The 16,122-nt window shown below is 68.0% G+C and carries 23 protein-coding genes and 3 tRNA genes; 11 read left to right on the top strand and 15 right to left on the bottom strand.

What is annotated here, in order from left to right:
* Window positions 1-90 precede the first annotated feature (90 nt).
* A complete protein-coding gene (locus AB0E69_RS32660) occupies window positions 91-693 on the top strand; it encodes a pentapeptide repeat-containing protein (protein ID WP_360155000.1) in 603 nt (200 codons plus the stop codon).
* A 63-nt stretch (window positions 694-756) separates the two neighbouring features.
* Here AB0E69_RS32660 and AB0E69_RS32655 read toward each other — a convergent pair whose 3' ends face one another.
* Window positions 757-1,389, bottom strand: a complete 633-nt coding sequence (locus AB0E69_RS32655) for a VanZ family protein (protein WP_360154997.1) — start codon at window positions 1,387-1,389, stop codon at window positions 757-759.
* 316 nt (window positions 1,390-1,705) lie between these two features.
* On the opposite strand from AB0E69_RS32655, the gene AB0E69_RS32650 reads away from it, so the two are divergent.
* Genes AB0E69_RS32650 through AB0E69_RS32640 form a run of 3 tightly spaced genes read left to right on the top strand, consistent with a single transcriptional unit; the run spans window position 1,706 to window position 3,966 of the window.
* Window positions 1,706-2,119, top strand: coding sequence for a hypothetical protein (locus AB0E69_RS32650; protein WP_360154994.1), 414 nt, complete (start codon window positions 1,706-1,708; stop codon window positions 2,117-2,119).
* On the top strand, window positions 2,120-3,337 hold the full coding sequence (locus tag AB0E69_RS32645) for a sensor histidine kinase (protein WP_360154991.1): 1,218 nt from the start codon (window positions 2,120-2,122) through the stop codon (window positions 3,335-3,337). It begins immediately after the preceding gene.
* Complete coding sequence (locus tag AB0E69_RS32640) at window positions 3,334-3,966, top strand: response regulator transcription factor (protein WP_360154988.1); 633 nt, start codon at window positions 3,334-3,336, stop codon at window positions 3,964-3,966. The genes AB0E69_RS32645 and AB0E69_RS32640 overlap by 4 nt, the downstream gene beginning before the upstream one ends.
* On the opposite strand, the gene AB0E69_RS32635 is transcribed toward AB0E69_RS32640, so the two are convergent.
* From AB0E69_RS32635 to AB0E69_RS32620, 4 genes are read right to left on the bottom strand one after another with little or no spacing between them, the layout of a single operon-like run.
* Entirely contained in the window at window positions 3,963-4,601 is a 639-nt protein-coding gene (locus AB0E69_RS32635) for an SDR family NAD(P)-dependent oxidoreductase (RefSeq protein WP_360154985.1), read from the bottom strand. The two genes, AB0E69_RS32640 and AB0E69_RS32635, sit on opposite strands and share 4 nt — an antisense overlap.
* A 22-nt stretch (window positions 4,602-4,623) precedes the next feature.
* Window positions 4,624-5,448, bottom strand: a complete 825-nt coding sequence (locus tag AB0E69_RS32630) for an LLM class flavin-dependent oxidoreductase (RefSeq protein WP_360154982.1) — start codon at window positions 5,446-5,448, stop codon at window positions 4,624-4,626.
* A 29-nt stretch (window positions 5,449-5,477) separates the two neighbouring features.
* A complete protein-coding gene (locus AB0E69_RS32625) occupies window positions 5,478-5,891 on the bottom strand; it encodes a hypothetical protein (protein ID WP_360154979.1) in 414 nt (137 codons plus the stop codon).
* Window positions 5,892-5,909: 18 nt separating this feature from the next.
* Entirely contained in the window at window positions 5,910-6,407 is a 498-nt protein-coding gene (locus AB0E69_RS32620) for a MarR family winged helix-turn-helix transcriptional regulator (RefSeq protein ID WP_360154976.1), read from the bottom strand.
* A gap of 48 nt (window positions 6,408-6,455) precedes the next feature.
* Between AB0E69_RS32620 and AB0E69_RS32615 the strand changes: the two genes are divergently transcribed.
* From AB0E69_RS32615 to AB0E69_RS32605, 3 genes are all read left to right on the top strand, one after another.
* Entirely contained in the window at window positions 6,456-7,166 is a 711-nt protein-coding gene (locus tag AB0E69_RS32615; protein WP_360154973.1) for a VOC family protein, read from the top strand.
* A gap of 72 nt (window positions 7,167-7,238) precedes the next feature.
* Entirely contained in the window at window positions 7,239-8,471 is a 1,233-nt protein-coding gene (locus tag AB0E69_RS32610) for a hypothetical protein (RefSeq protein WP_360154970.1), read from the top strand.
* Between the two features lie 53 nt (window positions 8,472-8,524).
* On the top strand, window positions 8,525-9,007 hold the full coding sequence (locus tag AB0E69_RS32605) for a DinB family protein (RefSeq protein ID WP_360154967.1): 483 nt from the start codon (window positions 8,525-8,527) through the stop codon (window positions 9,005-9,007).
* 18 nt (window positions 9,008-9,025) lie between these two features.
* On the opposite strand, the gene AB0E69_RS32600 is transcribed toward AB0E69_RS32605, so the two are convergent.
* Genes AB0E69_RS32600 through AB0E69_RS32590 form a run of 3 tightly spaced genes read right to left on the bottom strand, consistent with a single transcriptional unit; the run spans window position 9,026 to window position 10,630 of the window.
* A complete protein-coding gene (locus AB0E69_RS32600) occupies window positions 9,026-9,367 on the bottom strand; it encodes a hypothetical protein (protein WP_360154964.1) in 342 nt (113 codons plus the stop codon).
* Between the two features lie 34 nt (window positions 9,368-9,401).
* On the bottom strand, window positions 9,402-10,205 hold the full coding sequence (locus tag AB0E69_RS32595) for an SDR family oxidoreductase (protein WP_360154961.1): 804 nt from the start codon (window positions 10,203-10,205) through the stop codon (window positions 9,402-9,404).
* On the bottom strand, window positions 10,202-10,630 hold the full coding sequence (locus AB0E69_RS32590) for a nuclear transport factor 2 family protein (protein ID WP_360154958.1): 429 nt from the start codon (window positions 10,628-10,630) through the stop codon (window positions 10,202-10,204). Before AB0E69_RS32590 ends, AB0E69_RS32595 begins: the two co-directional genes overlap by 4 nt.
* A 66-nt stretch (window positions 10,631-10,696) precedes the next feature.
* On the opposite strand from AB0E69_RS32590, the gene AB0E69_RS32585 reads away from it, so the two are divergent.
* Complete coding sequence (locus AB0E69_RS32585) at window positions 10,697-11,332, top strand: helix-turn-helix domain-containing protein (RefSeq protein WP_360154955.1); 636 nt, start codon at window positions 10,697-10,699, stop codon at window positions 11,330-11,332.
* 94 nt (window positions 11,333-11,426) lie between these two features.
* On the opposite strand, the gene AB0E69_RS32580 is transcribed toward AB0E69_RS32585, so the two are convergent.
* A complete protein-coding gene (locus AB0E69_RS32580; RefSeq protein ID WP_360154952.1) occupies window positions 11,427-11,987 on the bottom strand; it encodes a hypothetical protein in 561 nt (186 codons plus the stop codon).
* 76 nt (window positions 11,988-12,063) lie between these two features.
* Between AB0E69_RS32580 and AB0E69_RS32575 the strand changes: the two genes are divergently transcribed.
* From AB0E69_RS32575 to AB0E69_RS32565, 3 genes are all read left to right on the top strand, one after another.
* Complete coding sequence (locus tag AB0E69_RS32575; RefSeq protein ID WP_360154949.1) at window positions 12,064-12,420, top strand: YciI family protein; 357 nt, start codon at window positions 12,064-12,066, stop codon at window positions 12,418-12,420.
* A 299-nt stretch (window positions 12,421-12,719) separates the two neighbouring features.
* Entirely contained in the window at window positions 12,720-13,277 is a 558-nt protein-coding gene (locus tag AB0E69_RS32570; protein WP_360154946.1) for a GNAT family N-acetyltransferase, read from the top strand.
* Window positions 13,278-13,315: 38 nt separating this feature from the next.
* A complete protein-coding gene (locus AB0E69_RS32565; protein ID WP_360154943.1) occupies window positions 13,316-13,702 on the top strand; it encodes a VOC family protein in 387 nt (128 codons plus the stop codon).
* A 73-nt stretch (window positions 13,703-13,775) separates the two neighbouring features.
* Here AB0E69_RS32565 and AB0E69_RS32560 read toward each other — a convergent pair.
* The 6 genes from AB0E69_RS32560 to AB0E69_RS32535 form a co-directional block, all read right to left on the bottom strand.
* Window positions 13,776-13,834, bottom strand: a tRNA-Leu gene (locus AB0E69_RS32560).
* A 102-nt stretch (window positions 13,835-13,936) separates the two neighbouring features.
* The gene (locus tag AB0E69_RS32555; protein WP_360154940.1) at window positions 13,937-14,653 is read right to left on the bottom strand and encodes a DUF4145 domain-containing protein; all 717 of its coding nucleotides are present in this window, start codon (window positions 14,651-14,653) and stop codon (window positions 13,937-13,939) included.
* A gap of 573 nt (window positions 14,654-15,226) precedes the next feature.
* Window positions 15,227-15,505, bottom strand: a complete 279-nt coding sequence (locus AB0E69_RS32550) for a hypothetical protein (protein ID WP_360154937.1) — start codon at window positions 15,503-15,505, stop codon at window positions 15,227-15,229.
* Between the two features lie 196 nt (window positions 15,506-15,701).
* Window positions 15,702-15,777 (bottom strand) — tRNA-Ala (locus AB0E69_RS32545).
* 7 nt (window positions 15,778-15,784) lie between these two features.
* A complete protein-coding gene (locus AB0E69_RS32540; RefSeq protein ID WP_360155312.1) occupies window positions 15,785-15,913 on the bottom strand; it encodes a DLW-39 family protein in 129 nt (42 codons plus the stop codon).
* A 39-nt stretch (window positions 15,914-15,952) separates the two neighbouring features.
* Window positions 15,953-16,026, bottom strand: a tRNA-Ile gene (locus AB0E69_RS32535).
* Window positions 16,027-16,122: the final 96 nt, after the last annotated feature.

The raw sequence follows: 16,122 nt of genomic DNA, 5'->3' as shown, positions 1-16,122 counted from the left end.
CCATCGTGCGATCCCTATTTGTCGTTCGCCCCTCCGTTGCCCGCCGACAGCATCACAACTGTGTCGGCAGGAGATGGCAGGGTGGGCCTCATGGCCATCAGACCCGCCTTGCCGACCGAGTCGACCGTCCGGGAGTGGGACGACGACGCCGACCCGTCCGGGCAGACGTTCTCGAAGGTGCAGTTCATCGACGCCGACCTGACCGAGGTGGCCAACCGCGGCGGGGTGTTCGAGGAGTGCACGTTCCGCGGTGTCCGGTTCAACGCCTCGACCCACACCGAGGCCGCGTTCGTGAACTGCACGTTCGTCCGCTGCTCGCTGTTCGACACCGCGTTCACCCGGTGCAAGTTCGTCGGTACGGCGTTCGACGACTGCACGTACAACCTGATGAAGGTCACCGGCGGCGACTGGTCGTTCACCGCGCTCCCGGGCGCGGACCTGAAGGGCACCGAGTGGACCGGCGTGAAGCTCCGCGAAGCCGATCTGACCGGCATCAAGGCAGCCAAGGCGGTGCTGCGGGACCTCGACCTGTCCGGCGCCTCGCTGCAGCGGGCCGACTTCTCCGGGGCCGACCTGCGCGGCTCCGACCTCTCCCAGCTCGACCCACTGACCGTCACGCTCCGGGACGCCCGGATCGACGTCACCCAGGCAATGGTCGTCGCGGCGAGCCTCGGGCTTGATGTTCGCCCCTGAGCCTGTGGATAACTCCGCGTCACCGCAGCGTCATCCCCGGTCCTATCCACAACCTGTGGATAACTATCCGGATAACTGTGTATTCGTTCTGTGATATCTCCCCGCGGCCGGCCGTCTGGCCGTGACGAGCGCCGGCCGGACCCCGAGCGGAGGCCGCGAGACCAGGACCGCCGCGTGCTCGACAATGACCGGTACGGCGACCAGCCGGCGGGTGCGGGTCAGCGACTGCAGCCCGGCCGCGACCCCGACCCCGCAGAACGCGCCGACCGAGTTCGCGATCAGGTCGTGCAACTGGCAGGACCGGCCGAGCTGCGGGATCAGCGCCTGGACCGCCTCGACAGCAGCGGACATCCCGATCCCGGCGGCAATGCCGTCACCTGGTCGGCCGCTGGCGAGCGTGAGCATGCTGGCGGCCGGCACGAAGAGCAGTACGTTGAGCAGGCCCTGGAGCGAGGTGAGCCCACCGGTCGTGGTCAGGTGCGTACCGCACTGGCCGACCTGCCCGAGCCGGTGCGCGGTCGGGCTGAGCGTCGCCGCGATCACCAGCGCGAAGGCCGCCGGTCCGCAGAATGCAGCCAGCCGGGGGACCAGCGCGCCGGGCCGACGGAGCGACGAAATGGCGATCGGCAGGGTCATGCCGGTGAGCACGAGCCAGGTGTCCAACAGATGCGGGATGCCGCGATAAGTCTCGAGCACGCGTCCGGACCCTCCCGTGGTCGACCGGCTGACTCGATCTCTTCCTCGTCGATTGCGCTTCCTCAACGACGATCAGCCGACCGGTCCCTCCGCCGCCAGGCTTGTCCGGACATCTGCACGCAGCCGCAAACGCCTCGTGACAATCCGGGATAGAACTGACACGGAAAGTAGGTGCTCAAGGCAACGATCCTCTGCGACGCGGAGGCTGGAATCAACCGATCGGTGGAGGCGGGTGGAGCTGCGCGGGCGATGTGCGGAGCAGGGGACGGGCGGGATCGTCGAAGCAGACGGAAGTCCCCTCGGAAGGAGAACGACGATGTCATCGACGGCCGACGTACGGCACCCGCGGAGCGCCGCGGCGTTGCGGAGCGTGCAACTGCTGGTCACCGGCTACCTCGCGGTCAGCGTACTGACCCTCGTCGCCATCATTGCCCTGCGCAACCATTCGTCGGTGGTCACGGACACGGTCTGGACCCGCGGCACGATCGTGGTCGCCAGCTCGGTGCTGACGTTCCTGTTCGCCCGGCGGGCCGCCCGCGGATCCCGGCGCGGGTACCTCCGGCTCCGGATCGTCTCGGCGGTGATGCTGGTCGCGATCGTGGTCATCATCGCGCTGCCGGGCGTCTTCCCGGTCTGGATGCGGATCGAGCAGGGCGTCTGCGGGCTGCTGCTGCTCGGCGTCGTACTGCTGGTCAACGGCAAGCACCTCCGCTCGGTGTTCACTAGCTGAATGAGCGAGCAGGTGTGGCCGCGGCGGCTGACGGTGGCGCCGTACGTTCTGCTGGCGGCACTGGTCGTGGTCACTGTCGCCATCAAGCGCGACCAGCCCCGGTCGCTGGCGGTCGATCTGGTGCTGTGCGCGCTGGTCGGGCTGTGGAAGCTCGGGATGTTCACGCTCCGGCCGGCGTGGCGGACGAGGCACCGGCCGATGGCGGTCTTCATCGCCGGGTTCGTGCTACTGCTGGCCGTGCTCGTGGTCCGCGACCCGTGGTTCGGCTTCCTCACCCCGGCCGGCTACTTCTACACGTTCATCCTGCTGCAGTGGCCGGGCGAGCTGATCGGGATCGGGGCGGTCGCGGTCATCGCGGGGTGGGCCCAGTCGTACGACATCCCGAAGACGACCGTGCTCGGCCTGCTCGGGTGCGCCGCGGTGATCGGAGTGAACGTCGCCGGGATGTGTCTCGCCGCGTGGGTGGGCCAGCGCAGCGAGCAACTCAGCCAGCAGCGCCAGGAGGCGGTGGACGCGTTGACGGAGACCAACAGGCGGCTCGAGGCGATACTCGCCGAGAACGCGGGCCTGCACGAGCAGCTCCTGACCCAGGCCCGGGAGGCCGGGATCACCGACGAGCGGCAGCGGATGGCGCGGGAGATCCACGACACCATCGCGCAGGGCCTGACCGGAATCGTGACCCAGCTCCAGGCCGCCGAGCACGCGGCCGACTGGCGCCGGCACGTGACGGCCGCGGTCGGCCTCGCCCGGGAGAGCCTGACCGAGGCGCGGCGATCGGTCCACGCGCTGCGTCCACAGGCGCTGCAGTCGGCAACGCTGAGCGAGGCCATCGCAGACGTCGTACGGCGGTGGTCCGCGTTGCACGGGATCGACGGACAACTGACGACCACCGGTACGCCGCGCGTGGTGACGCCGGAGACAGAGTCGACGCTGCTGCGGGCGACGCAGGAGGCGCTGGCGAACGTGGCGAAGTACGCACAGGCCGGCCGGGTCGGTGTGACGCTGTCGTACCTGGAGAGGGAGGTTGCCTTGGACGTACGCGACGACGGGGTCGGGTTCGACCCGTCCCACCGGACCACCTCAGCCGGTGGCGGCTTCGGGTTGGTCGCGATGCGGCAGCGGGTCGAGGCGCTGAACGGCACGCTCGAGATCGAGTCCGAGCCGGGATCCGGTACGGCGATCTCCGCACGGGTCCCGACGCCGGGAGCGCCGGCATGATCCGGCTGCTGATCGCGGACGACCACCCGATCGTCCGGGACGGGCTGAGCGGGATGTTCGCGGCCGAACCCGAGTTCGAGGTGGTCGGCGAGGCGGGTGACGGCGCGGAGGCGGTGCGGCTGGCCGAGGCGCTGCGTCCTGACGTGGTCCTGATGGACCTGCAGATGCCTGGCCTGGACGGCCTGTCCGCGATCAGCCTGCTGGCCGATCGCGGGGTCACGGCGAAGGTGCTCGTGCTGACGACGTACGACACGGACGGGTACGTCGTCCCCGCGATCGAGGCGGGCGCGATCGGCTACCTGCTGAAGGACGCACCGCGCGACGAGCTGCTCCGCGCGGTCCAGGCCGCGGCCGAGGGCCGATCCGTGCTGGCGCCGTCGGTCGCCAACACGCTGATGAACCACGTCCGCACACCCCGGGCACCGGAGCTGCTCAGTCCGCGGGAGCTCGAGGTCCTCCAGTTGGTGGCCGCAGGCAACACCAACCGCGAGGCCGCCAAGCACCTGTTCATCAGCGAGGCCACGGTGAAGACGCACCTGCTCAACATCTACGCCAAGCTCGGCGCCCCCGACCGGGCGTCCGCGGTGGCCGCCGCCTACAACCGTGGGCTCCTGAAGCCGTCGGGCTAGAGCACCAGCTCGTGCAGCCAGTCCGGCTCTGCTTGCGCGTGCAGCCGCCAGTAGTGGTCGGCGATGTCGTCGGGGTCCCAGGCGGTGCCGGGGGCGACACCACCGCCGATCGTGACGCTCGCAGCGTGGATGCCGGCGGAGCCGTACTGCTGGTGAAGCAGGGTCACCAGGATGCGAAGTCCGGCCTTGCCCAGTGACAGGCTCGCGTACGCCGGCTTCGGCACGGGCATCCCGCCCGTGACGAGGAAGGTTCCTCTGCCACGCTCAGCCATGGCCGGCAGCAGATGACCAGCGGTCGTGATGGCGCCGACGACGTTCACCGCCCAGGCATCCAGGTGCTGCTGCGCGGTCAGGTCGCCGATCGCGTCCGCCTGGATCACCGCGGCGTTGTACACCGCGACCTCGGGCACGCCGTACGTCTCGACGATCCGGTCGAGCGCGGCCCGCAGCCCCGGCTCGTCGGTGCTGTCGGCGGCGACTGCGAGCAGGTCCGCGCCCGCCAACTGCTCCGCCGCCGCCTTCAGGGATTGCTCCGACCGAGAGATCAGCCCAACGCTCATCCCCTCCCGAGCGAACCGTTTGGCCACCGCAACGCCGACTCCGGGACCCACCCCGACCACGATCACCCCAGCCATGCCTCGAGCGTAGCCGCCTGGATTATCTCGAGTTGGCGCGCAGCTCGGCGGCCTGTTCGTAGTCGTGGCGCCAGTCGCCGGAGGGAACGAGGATCACGCGTTCAACACCGGCGGCCTCGTAGGCGACCAGCTGTTCCACCGGGTTACCGTCCAGCTGAGGCGCGATGACGGTGGCCTTCAGTTGCTTTCCGAGCTCCGCGATGCGCTGGAGGTTCGCGCGGACCTCGTCCGGCGACATCCCGATCGTCGCCCATCCGTCGCCGTACTTCGCCGCCCGCCGCAACGCCCGCACTCCGTTGCCCGCTACAACAATCGGCGGCACCGCGGAACCCGGCGCCAAGGTCACCTCGAGCCCACCCGCCGCTGCGGAGGTCTCCACGCGGCCGGCGATCAGGCTCGGGCTGAGGGTTGCCGGGCGACCGGCGATGAGGTCCGGGAGGACCGCCAGGGACTCGTCCGTCAGCTGTCCACGGTCCGCGAACTCGACACCGGCCGCAGACCACCCGATGTCGCCGTGCGCCGGGTTGCCGGTTCCGACCCCGAGCACGACCCGGTTGTTCGACACGAACTGCAGGGTGCTGACCTGCTTGGCCGCCCATGCCACCGGCCGGAGCGCCGGCAGCATCACGTTGAAGCCGACGGTGATCCGCTCGGTCACCGCCGCGGCGGTCGCCAGCACCACCGTGCTGTCCAGGATCGGCGCACTCGCGATCAGATGATCAGTGGACCAGACCGAGTCGAGCCCCAGCTCCTCGGCATACCGCGCACTCGCTCGCACGTCTCCCAGAATCGGCCGGTTCGGATCCGGCGTGGACGTCGGCAGGATGACTCCGATCTCAATGCTCATAATCTATGACAAGGTGATCCGCTACGAAACTATTCCGTCCGGGATGATCTCCATAAAAACCACAGCGCCCCGAGCGCCAGCAGCACACCGATGGGGGACAGGTAGGTCTGCGCCGGCAACCGCATCGCGGCCACGCCGCCGACAGCCGTCGCCGCGAGATAGATCGCGACAAGCACCCGCGTCGTCCGCTCCGCCCGTCCGACAATCACCGCGAACAGGCCGCCCAACACCGCAAGCAGTAGGTGAACAAGCAGAGCGCCGTACACCGCTCCCTCGGCAGCGTCCCGCGTCGGCGCAAACCCATGCCCGGCGAACTCGTCAATCGTCCGCTCCCGGTTGGCAAAGAGCAGACAGGCAATCAGCACCTGAAACACCACCAACCCCGCCAAGCACCGCATAACCCACACCGCGTCCCGCCCCCGCATCCTGGTCGCAGTACTCATAAACCCAACACCTCCTGATCAGTCCCGCTCATCGGCTGGTTCGGGGCGGTGGCGCCAGCGGGGGTTGGTGGTAGGGCGGGTGCGGCGGCGGGCCGACGGACCGCGCTGGGCCCAGTCGCTGGTCAGGCGCTCGAGCAGGCGGGTCAGGGTCTTGATGTCGCTGTCCGACCAGTCCTCGACGACCGCACCGAAGACTGTCGCCCCGATGTCGTCGAGTTGCTGCAACTCGCTGAGACCGGCCGCCGTCGCCGACACCAAACAGGTTCGCCCGTCATCGGGATCGATCTCGACCGTCACCTGCCCGGCATCCTCCAGCGCCTGGATGTTCCGCGTCACCGACGACGGCGCCATCCCCAGCCGTTCTCCGATCACACTCGGTCGCTGCACCTCAGCCCCGACCACCCGTAACACGTTCACCCGCGGCACATCGAACGCCCGGGCCATCCCGCGCTGCGCGTCGCCGACCAGCGCGACCGTCGCCCGAGTCAGCGCCCGCACCAAGGTATTTCTTTCCATGAAGGAAAGATACCCAGCCGAGGGGTCAACCATGCACGATGGGTCGGCATGAGCCTGCAGATCCGGAACATCGTGTTCGCGTGCCCGGGCAACACTCCCGAGACGTACGCCGAGGGTGCCCGCCCGGCGGCGATGTTCTACGCCCGCCTGCTCGGGCTGCAGATCATCCGCGAGGACTGGATCGTCGTCGGTGATCCCGACGACCCGTCAGCCCTCCGCCTGGCCTTCGGCGATGGCCCGATCGACTACGACCCACCACGCTGGCCCGACCCTGCTCATCCGCAGCAGCTGCACCTCGACATCGCCGTACCCGACCTGACCGCGGCTCCCGACGATGCCGCCCTGCTCCACGACTACGGCGACCACCGTGTGTACGCCGACCCGATCGGCCACCCGTTCTGCCTCTACGAGGAGCCAACGGACCGCGCCCGGGTCACGCGCGTAGTGATCGACTGCGCGGACCCGCAGGCACTCGCCGCCTTCTACAGCCGACTCCTCGACCTGCCGGACCGCGAGCTCGACACCCCGGACCGCGTCGTGCTGACCGGCTCGCCGGCGGTCGCGTTCCAACGCAGTACCTCCGAGCCCCCGCGCTGGCCCGACCCGGCTTATCCACAGCAAGTGCACCTGGACCTGTTCACCACCGACGTGCCGGCCGGGAGATCGCATGCCGTCGCCAGCGGCGCTCAGCCGCTGCAGACCACCGGCTCGAACCACCACGTGTACGCCGACCCCGCCGGGCACCCGTTCTGCCTTTAGGAGAGGTAGACCCACTCGCGCAGTGGGTGCAGAGCCATCGTCGCCCACGAGGACGGGCGCTTGGCTTGCGGTATGAAACTTTTCAAACTCGCGGCCGCCGGAGCGTGTGTCTCCGTCCTCGCGGCCGGTTCGATCTCGCCGCTCGTCGCGTCCGCTGTCGAGCCGACGCCCGTCGGTCGCCGTGTGACGTTTCAACAGCGCGGCTCGCTGGTGTCGGTCGTACCGATCGAGCACCTGACGGCCGGCGAGCTGACGCAGTACCTGAACTCGACGGGCATGCGCCCACCGCCGGCGAAGTACGGCATCGATGCCTATCGCGTCGTGTACAGAACCATCACCCCGCAGGGCGGACCGACGACCGCTAGCGGCCTGGTCGCGTTCCCGCGTCGTACGAGCCGCCTTGAGCTGGTGACGTTCCTGCACGGCACGAATGCCACCAAGAACACCACCGCATCGGTCGCACCGACCAGCCCGGACCGGGTCCGCAGCCTGATGTTCGCGGGCGCCGGCTTCGCAGTAGCGGCCCCTGACCTGCTAGGTCTCGGCGTCGGCCCCGGCCGGCACCCGTACGGCGACACCGCCTCCGAGACCAGCGCTTCCGCCGACCAGCTGATCGCGGCCCGCGAGCTCAGCGCGGCCCTCGGCCGGGCGCTCCGACCCGAGGTACTCGTGACCGGCTTCTCCGAGGGCGGCCGGATCACGCTCAGCCTCGGCCGCGCACTCCAGCGCGGCGAGGTCCCAGGCTTCCGCCTACGCGCGATGGCGCCGGTCGCCGGACCGTACGACCTCGTCGGCGTCGAACTACCGGCACTCGTCGACGGTCAGGTCAGCCCGTTCGTCGCCACGCTGTACCTCGGCTACTTCCTCACCTCGTGGAGCCGGCTGATCCACCTGTACGACGACCCGTCCGAGGTGTTCCTGCCGCCGTACGACCAGGTCGTGGACTCGCTGTTCGACGGCACCCACCCGATCCAGGAGATCGCGGCCGCGCTGCCGACCAGCCCGGACCAACTGGTCCGCCCCGAGTTCCTCCAGAGCCTGACGCACCCGACCGGCGCCCTCGGCGAGCGCCTGCGCGCCGCCGACACCATCTGTACGAACTGGACGCCACAAGCCCCCATCCACTTCTTCACCGGCTCGGCGGACCACGACGTCCCCGCCACCAACGCCCAGACCTGCCAAACCAAGCTCACCCACCGCGGCGCCCACCCCACCATCACCAACGTCGGCCCCACCGACCACAACCACACAGCCGAACTGGCTTACCCCCAAATCCTCACCTGGTTCACCTCCCTCCCACACTGACGGCCGCTGCGGGACCACCGAACTGTCGGTGGTCCCGCAGTACCGTCTGTCAGATGACCGATCTCAAGGCCGAACTCCTGAAGGCTTTGCAGACCAGCCGAGCCAGCCTGCTCGCGACGCTCGACGGCCTCTCCGAGTACGACCGCCGCCGCCCACTGGTGCCGAGCGGCACCAACCTCCTCGGCCTGGTCAAACACCTGGCCGGCCTCGAGTACGGCTACCTCGGCACCGCCTTCGCCCGCCCACCCGTCAGTCCGCCGACCTGGTTCCGCGACGACCCGTACGACGAGATCGACCTGTGGGCCACACCCGACGAGTCCACGGACTACATCACCAGCGTCTACCGCGAAGCCTGCGCCCACTCCGACGCCACAATCAACCAACTCGACCTCGACACCCCGGGTCACGTCAGCCACTGGGCGAACGGCGAGACCACGCTCGGCGTGCTCCTGATCAGGATGGTTGCCGAGACCTCCCACCACGCCGGCCATGCCGACATCGTCCGCGAACTCATCGACGGCACCGTCCGCCGTTGACTGTTCCACGTGGAACAGTCAACGGGGTGGTAGCCACATCGAGCTTGTTGGCTTGTCGGTTGTGGGGTGTGGGATCACGACTATCTGGTGCTCGTCCTCGTAGAGAACCCGGCCGGGATCCGCCGATTCGAAGCGCTGGCACGGAAGGTTGTGGGCGGCAAGGATCTCCAGGTAGCCGGGGATCGGCTCGAACAGGTGCTTCGCGGTCGGTGCGAACCACGCCGCCGCGAGCACGTGCTCGTACACGCTCGGGTCGACGTCGGACGGGTTCGTGTACGTCGCGTCGTACCAGGCGTTCGTCGTACGCCGGAAGTGCTCCTCCTCGTCCGTCAGCATCCCGCGCGCCCCGAGCGAATTCACCAACCCAAAGACCCCGACCCGTCGCCCCCGCCGATCAGGAACCGGACTCTGGTAACGGACGTACATGCCCAGAATTGTCGGCGGTCTGCGGTTGACTGTCGAGGAACAGGGCCGTGGCGGCCTGGCGAGCGAAGGCGGGCGGGCCGATCCGGGACAGGACCGCGAGTGCGGCGCGTGGGATGTGTCTGATCTTGGTGGCGCCAAGGCTGGTCGCGAGCTCGGTCAGCGTCAGGTTCTCCGGTCCGGGTACGTCGATGGTCCGGCCGCGGAGCGTGGTGTCGGTCAGCGCGCACTCCACCACGGCGGCCACGTCGTGCACCGATACGAAGTTGATCGGGTTCTCGCCGCGACCGAAGACGAGGGCCGGCCCGCCGGCGTCGAGCTTGGCGCCGATGATTCCGGTCCAGGTCTCCAGATAGGCGGTGGGCCGCAGGATCGTCCACGGGATGCCGGCCGCGCGGACGTGCTGCTCGGCCGCATACTTCGCGCGATGCAACTCGAGCGGGTGGTCCGCGCGAGCGCCGTACACCGAGAGCAGGACGAAGGTCTCCACACCGCGGGCCGCCTGCACTAAGTGTGCGTTGCCCTGGTCGTCGATTCGCGACGGACCGTTGCGTCCGTCGAGGAAGCCGTGGACTGCGGAGACGACGGCGGAGCACCCGACGCACGCCGCCGCGAGGTTCGACGGGTCACGCACATCGCCAACGACGACCTCCGCGTCGAGTCCCGCCGCCCGCGCCGGGTCCCGGGTGAGGACACGCACGGAGTGCTTGGCCGCGCGCAGGCGGGAGACGAGCTCGCGTCCGAGGGTCCCGGTACCGCCGGCGACGAGGATCACGACGTACCTCTGATGCTCCGGTCGTCGCCGGCGTCGCCGAACTGCTGTTGGATCGCCGCGTTGGCATCGCCGGCGTATTCGACGGGTTCGAGGTAGAAGCGTCCGGCGGCGATCTGCTGCTCGCGGATCGTGAAGACGATGACGCCGGCCATCGCGTGCCGAGCCCCGTCGCGGCGGGTGCCCATCATTTCCCATTCGGTCCAGGTCTCGGCGCCGGACACCGCACGGGCCGTCACTCGCGCGGTGAGGTCGGGGACCGCGGCGAAGATGGCGGTCCAGTTCCGCCGTACCTGCTCGCGGCCGGTGAAGCCACGGGACGGATGCGCCGGGGTCGTGTTGACGTAGTCGCCGGCGAAGCAGGCGACGAGACCGTCCAGGTCGTGCGCGTTGGTCGTCGTGACCAGCCGATCGATGATCTCGCTCATCGGCTGCACCTCCCGCAAAATTTCGGTACAGTAATATGTATTCAATACAGCACTATGGAGCCGAATATGGGTCGGGTCAATACCGCGCGACGGTACGACGCACGGTCGCGCCGCGAGCAGGCGCAGCGCACGCAGGAGGCGATCCTGGCCGCGGCCCGCGAACAGTTCATCGAGTCCGGGTACGCCGCGACCACGGTGGCGCGCATCGCCCGACAGGTCGGGTGCTCCGCCGAGACCGTGTACAAGGCGTTCGGCGGCAAGGCCGGCGTCGTACGGGCGTTGTGGCAGAGCGCGCTGGACGGACGAGGGCCGGTGTCGGCGGTGCAGCGGTCCGACGAGCTGAGCTCGAGCGAGTCCGACCCGGTGCGGGTGCTGCGCGGCTGGGGCGGGTTCGTGACCGAGGTTGCGCCGATCGTCGCGCCGATCATGCTGCTCGTGCGGGCTGCGGCGACGAGCGATGCGGAGATGGCTCAGTTGCTACAGGACGCCGAAGACGAGCGCCGCGAGCGGATGGGGGTCAACGCCCGCCGATTGGGGGAGCGGGGTTGGCTGCGCGACGGCGTGACGGTCGCGCATGCGGCCGATGTGTTGTGGACGTACAGCTCCAGCGAGCTCTACGAGCTTCTGGTGGTCAAGTCCGGCTGGCCGATCCACCGGTACGGCGACTTCGTCGGCGACGCACTGATCGCCGCCCTGCTCTGACGTCGTCGATCTGCGCTTGCCCATGGCATCGGCCGAGGTGTAGGCCGACTAGTACGTCGGGCACGCGGATTTGCTTCGCGAGGCGGTCGACAGGTCAGTCGGCGAGTAGGCCGTTGGCTACCGCGTCGGCGGTCTTTTCCGGGTGGTACTTCGTTTGGTACGCGAGGTCGAACGTGGCCCAGCGGTCCCAGTGTGCGGCGTTCTCGTTGGAGCCGTCGCGTGCGCGGCCGCGGGCGCTTGCGATCTCGATCGGGGTGTCGACCCAGATCTTGTAGTCGTAGTACTTCGCGAGGCTCGGGAGGTACGCCGAGATCCCCTCGACGATCAGGAACCCGATCGGGGGAACGGTGACGGGCGCGCCGAGCTCGTCCGTCTCCCAGATGAGCTTCTGGTAGGCGACGGTCTGGCCCGCCCGCGCCGGCGCAAGCACTTGCCGCTCGAGGCGCGCGTGGTCGAAGGCGCCCTCGTCCCACGGCGTGTCAGCCAGCCGGTCCTTGACGATGAAGTCGTCGATCCCGACGACGTACGCGTCACCGAGTGCTTCGGCCAGCTTGGCCGCGAACGTCGACTTGCCGGAGCCGCCGTACCCCTCCACGCCGACCAGCACCGGCCGTCCGTCGACCCGCAGCCCTCGAACCGCCGCCGCAATCTCCACCGCGTCACAGTAGCTGTCGGATTGGGGAGATCCTGTTCGTAGAGGTGGTGAGAATGCACCGAGCGAAGGAGTCGACATGCCCGAGTACCTGATCGCGTTCAACAACGAGTGGGTCAGCGAACTCACGGACTTCGAGCGGGCGTCCCGCGAGGTTCGCGCGCTGCGAGCCGAGATGGAGTCCGCCGGCGTACTCATCTACACCGGCGGCCTCGACGAAACCGCCCCCGTCTTCAGCGTCACCCCCACCACCGGCGAGCCGCTCTTCACCGACGGCCCCTACGTGGAGTCCAAGGAACACCTGGGCGGCTTCGCCCTCATCACCGTCCCCGACGAAGCCTCCGCCCGCCACTGGGCCGCAAAGGTAGCCACCGCCTGCGGCTGGCCCCAAGAAGTCCACCGCTTCCGCCACGTAACCAGGGCAACGACCCCCTGAGGTGACCGACGCCAATCTATCCACAGACTTCACCACAGGCTGTGGTTGGCTGATCGGGTGAAGGCAGTCGACTGGATGGGCGCACGGTGGCGCGACTACCGCGCCCACCGCAAGCGCTACGCGTACTACGGAGCCTGCCCCGCCTGCACCCACGACTGGCGAGAGCACCTCCCTGACGAAGGCTGCAGCGAATGCCAGTACGAGATCGACCATGAGGATCCAGACGCACCATCGACACCGTGCATGGAACCCGCCCCTGGAATCACGTTCTAGCCGCTTGGCTGGGGAAGATGGTCGGCATGACGGACTGGATCGTGCGCGACTACGTCCCGGCGGATGAGACGAGTTGGTTGCGGTGCCGCGTCCTCGCGTTCCTCGACACGAACTACTACGACGACGTGGTCACAGCCAAACCAAGCCGTGCACCCGGCCTCGAACTGGTTGCTGTCGCCGACGACCAGGTCATCGGCCTGCTGGACGCGAGCCTGACCGGCACCGAGGCAACGATCGAAACCATCGCGATCCACCCCGACCACCGCCGCCTGGGCATCGGCCGCCGGCTCGTCACCGAGATCTGCACCCGCCTACAAAGCCAGGGAGCCACCCAGCTCGACGCCTGGACCCGAGACGACAAGCCAACCCTCGCCTGGTACGAATCCCAGGGCTTCACCCAAGAGTTCCGCTACCTCCACGTCTACGCATCCACCCCTGGAGAGGCCGCGCTAGCCTTCAACTCGCCCCTCAACTTGAGGCCGCGGACCGGCTTCTTCCACGGAACGGTCGACCACGAGGACGACGTACGCCGGCAGTTCACCCGAGTCCACTCCTGCCGCCGATTCGTCAAACCCCTCGCCTGACTGAAGATGCAATGACCTTGATGAAGGGATCTGAGTCGATGGGACGACCTCGCCTACAGGTCGGCGCGGTGACGATTACCTCGGCGCCGGGCCGAACGCGTGAGTTGGCGGATTTCTACCACCGGTTGCTGGGCTGGCCGATCGCCCACGTCGGCCCGAAGGGAGGCTGGGCGCAGCTGCACCCACCCGAGGACGAGCCGGGACCAACGATCAACATCGAAGAGGACCGTGCGTACAAACGACCGGTATGGCCGAGCCGGCCGGGCGAGCAGACCGCAACCATGCACCTCGACATCGCCGTCGACGACCTGGACGCCGCAGTCGCCTGGGCCATCCAATCAGGCGCAACCCAAGCAGAACACCAGCCGCAGCAAGGCGTCCGGGTAATGCTCGACCCCCACGGCCACCCCTTCTGCCTCTCCTGAACCCCCGCCCACGAACAACCGCCTGGCGCCAAGACGGAGGAGGCGCTCGTAGTGCTGCGTGAGGGGAAATCTGTGGAGACGAGGGGACTTGAACCCCAAACCCCTGCCTTGCAAAGGCAGTTGTGGCACTCCCGCTGGCTTGAGCGTCGGATCGCTGAGTTTCGGCTCGACCGCTTCCACCCCTTGAGTGACCGGTCGAGCCCACTGGCACGCGGAGGGCACGCCGCCGCCAAATCACGGCTGACCCTTCTTCAGGTTGTTCAGGCTGGCGATCAAGGCGCTGTACTGATACACACCCTTGAGGATCTCCTTGACTACGTCGAACGACACCTGCACCTCGGTTCGCCCGACCTGGCTGAAGGTTTGAGACTCGATGTGAGCGGCATCGTTTCCGAGTAACCGAAGTGCGTCTAACCCAGCCATCAGGTCCGGTGGCAAGATCACCTTTTCCCGAAGCGCCTCGATCCGCGTTTTGAGGGTGCCGCCGGTTATCTGCTGATCGTGGCAGACCTGCTCAAGCGTCTTCCGAATCATGATCGCTGCGGCCGTGTAACAGCCGTTGGAGAAACAGACCGCCGCTTCGGACATGGCAGCCTCGACTGCTGTCGGCAGATCGGTTGTGTCGAAGTCCAGGGTCTCGGCGGGTGCAGTGAAGAGGAGTGAGTGTTCCGACTCCTGACGGTTGTAAGTCACGAAGATCAGCTGCGCGCACGCCTCGTTCGGGCAGTGACGGACCCCCAACCCCACCTTGGTTCCGTCCCGGAGCTCAACCGCGTAGTCCTGACCGGGGTGATCCATGGGCTCCATCCGGGTGGTCAGGCGACATTCGGGACACCGCATCCGGATGACGTGAGCCGTGTCCCACCCTTCCTTGTTTCCAAGTTGGAAACTCGCGGGTCGCTCACACTCGTCCGGCGAGCTCCCGGGGCCGTTCAGCACCTCGTGCGCCATGATCGACAATCCCCCTTCAAATGAGCAGCATGCGACCATTCTGGTCCCGTCCCACTGACAGCGGCCAAACCCAGGTCAGCGCGGCGGCGGAGCAAGAGTCGGCTTGCCGATCCCGTAGGGACGCCGTACGCGCTCTTCATGCGTGTCGTGGTGCCCGTACGGTCGATCAGCCAGGCGGCACGGTCGGACCCAGGACGGCCCGCCCGTGCCAGTTCCGATCGCGGGGGTCGGGAAGCGTCCTGCTGATGGGCTCCGGCGAGGACGGTGCCCCAGCGCCGCCCGCAGCCGCGACTGCCGCTCTGGAGGTAATCTGCGTGTTGGTACCCCTGGCGAGACCATGTCTAGACCCGGTCCCCATACTCCGCCCGCTGAGCAGCGCATCGAGGCTGGTTGGCTGGGCCGAACGCCAGGGGTTATCTCGTGTCCCGGCGCTCGTCGTAGCCGAGCCTGGGCGGCTCGCTTGATCAGATGCGGGCTGGGCTGCATGAGACCGGGGTGGATGGGTCGCGGGCCTCGATGTGCTGGACGAGGCCGACGCGGTCGAGGCAGGCGCCGACCAATGCTTCAGTGTTGTTACTGACGGTCGCGAGCTGCCGACCAGTGGCGCGGCAGGCTGACAGGAATGCGTCTACACCGGGTGTAGGGGTAGCGCTCTCGAACGGCCTTGATCTCGGCGGTTTGGAGAGCGGCCTCGACCTGGCGAGCTAGCTCCGCGGAGATCTTGGCGCATGCGCTCAGGAACTCGTGGGGACTGGTGATCGCGGACATAGTCGTCGGGACCTCGTCGACCTGGTCGAGCGCGAGCGCACGCAGTTCCTCGGTGATCTGACCTCCGGCGTGCGTCCGGTGCACTTCCGCGACCTCCGGGGCACACGCGTCTAAGGGTCGTTCGCGGCACATCGCCGACCGGCTCAGTGCCCGGCTGCGGGAGGTTCGCCTCCAGGTCGACAAGGACGCGTTGGGGCACGCGGAGGGCACACAGACCCTCAACGAAGCTAGGGAGAACGGCGGGCGCGCGGCGAATCGCGCTCTGACCTGCATGGACTGATGGTGGAGACGAGGGGACTTGAACCCCTAACCCCTGCCTTGCAAAGGCAGTGCTCTGCCAGTTGAGCTACGCCCCCGGGTGGGTCAGCGGCCTGGGGTGACCGGGTCTACTGCTTCGGCCCAGAGGTCCTTGTCGGCGCGGGCCTGCTGGGTCTTCTTGTAGGCGAAGTATCCACCGATGCCGGCCAGCAGCACCAGCAGGATCTTTCTCAGCACTGGGACTCCCTCGGGATCGGTCACGCGAAGTAGAAGTGGGCCTAACTGGACTTGAACCAGTGACCTCTGCCTTATCAGGGCAGCGCTCTAACCGTCTGAGCTATAGGCCCGCGGAACCGCGGTGTCGAAGTTTCGAACCCGGGAGAGATTACCGCACCAAGTGCCCTACTCCCAAACCGGTTGCGGCCGGGCCCGACGCGGACCCG

This window comes from Kribbella sp. NPDC026611, from assembly GCF_040638345.1.
Lineage (GTDB): Bacteria > Actinomycetota > Actinomycetes > Propionibacteriales > Kribbellaceae > Kribbella.
Note: the sequence above shows the minus strand (reverse complement) of the source record. Positions and strands in the feature narration are given on the sequence as shown.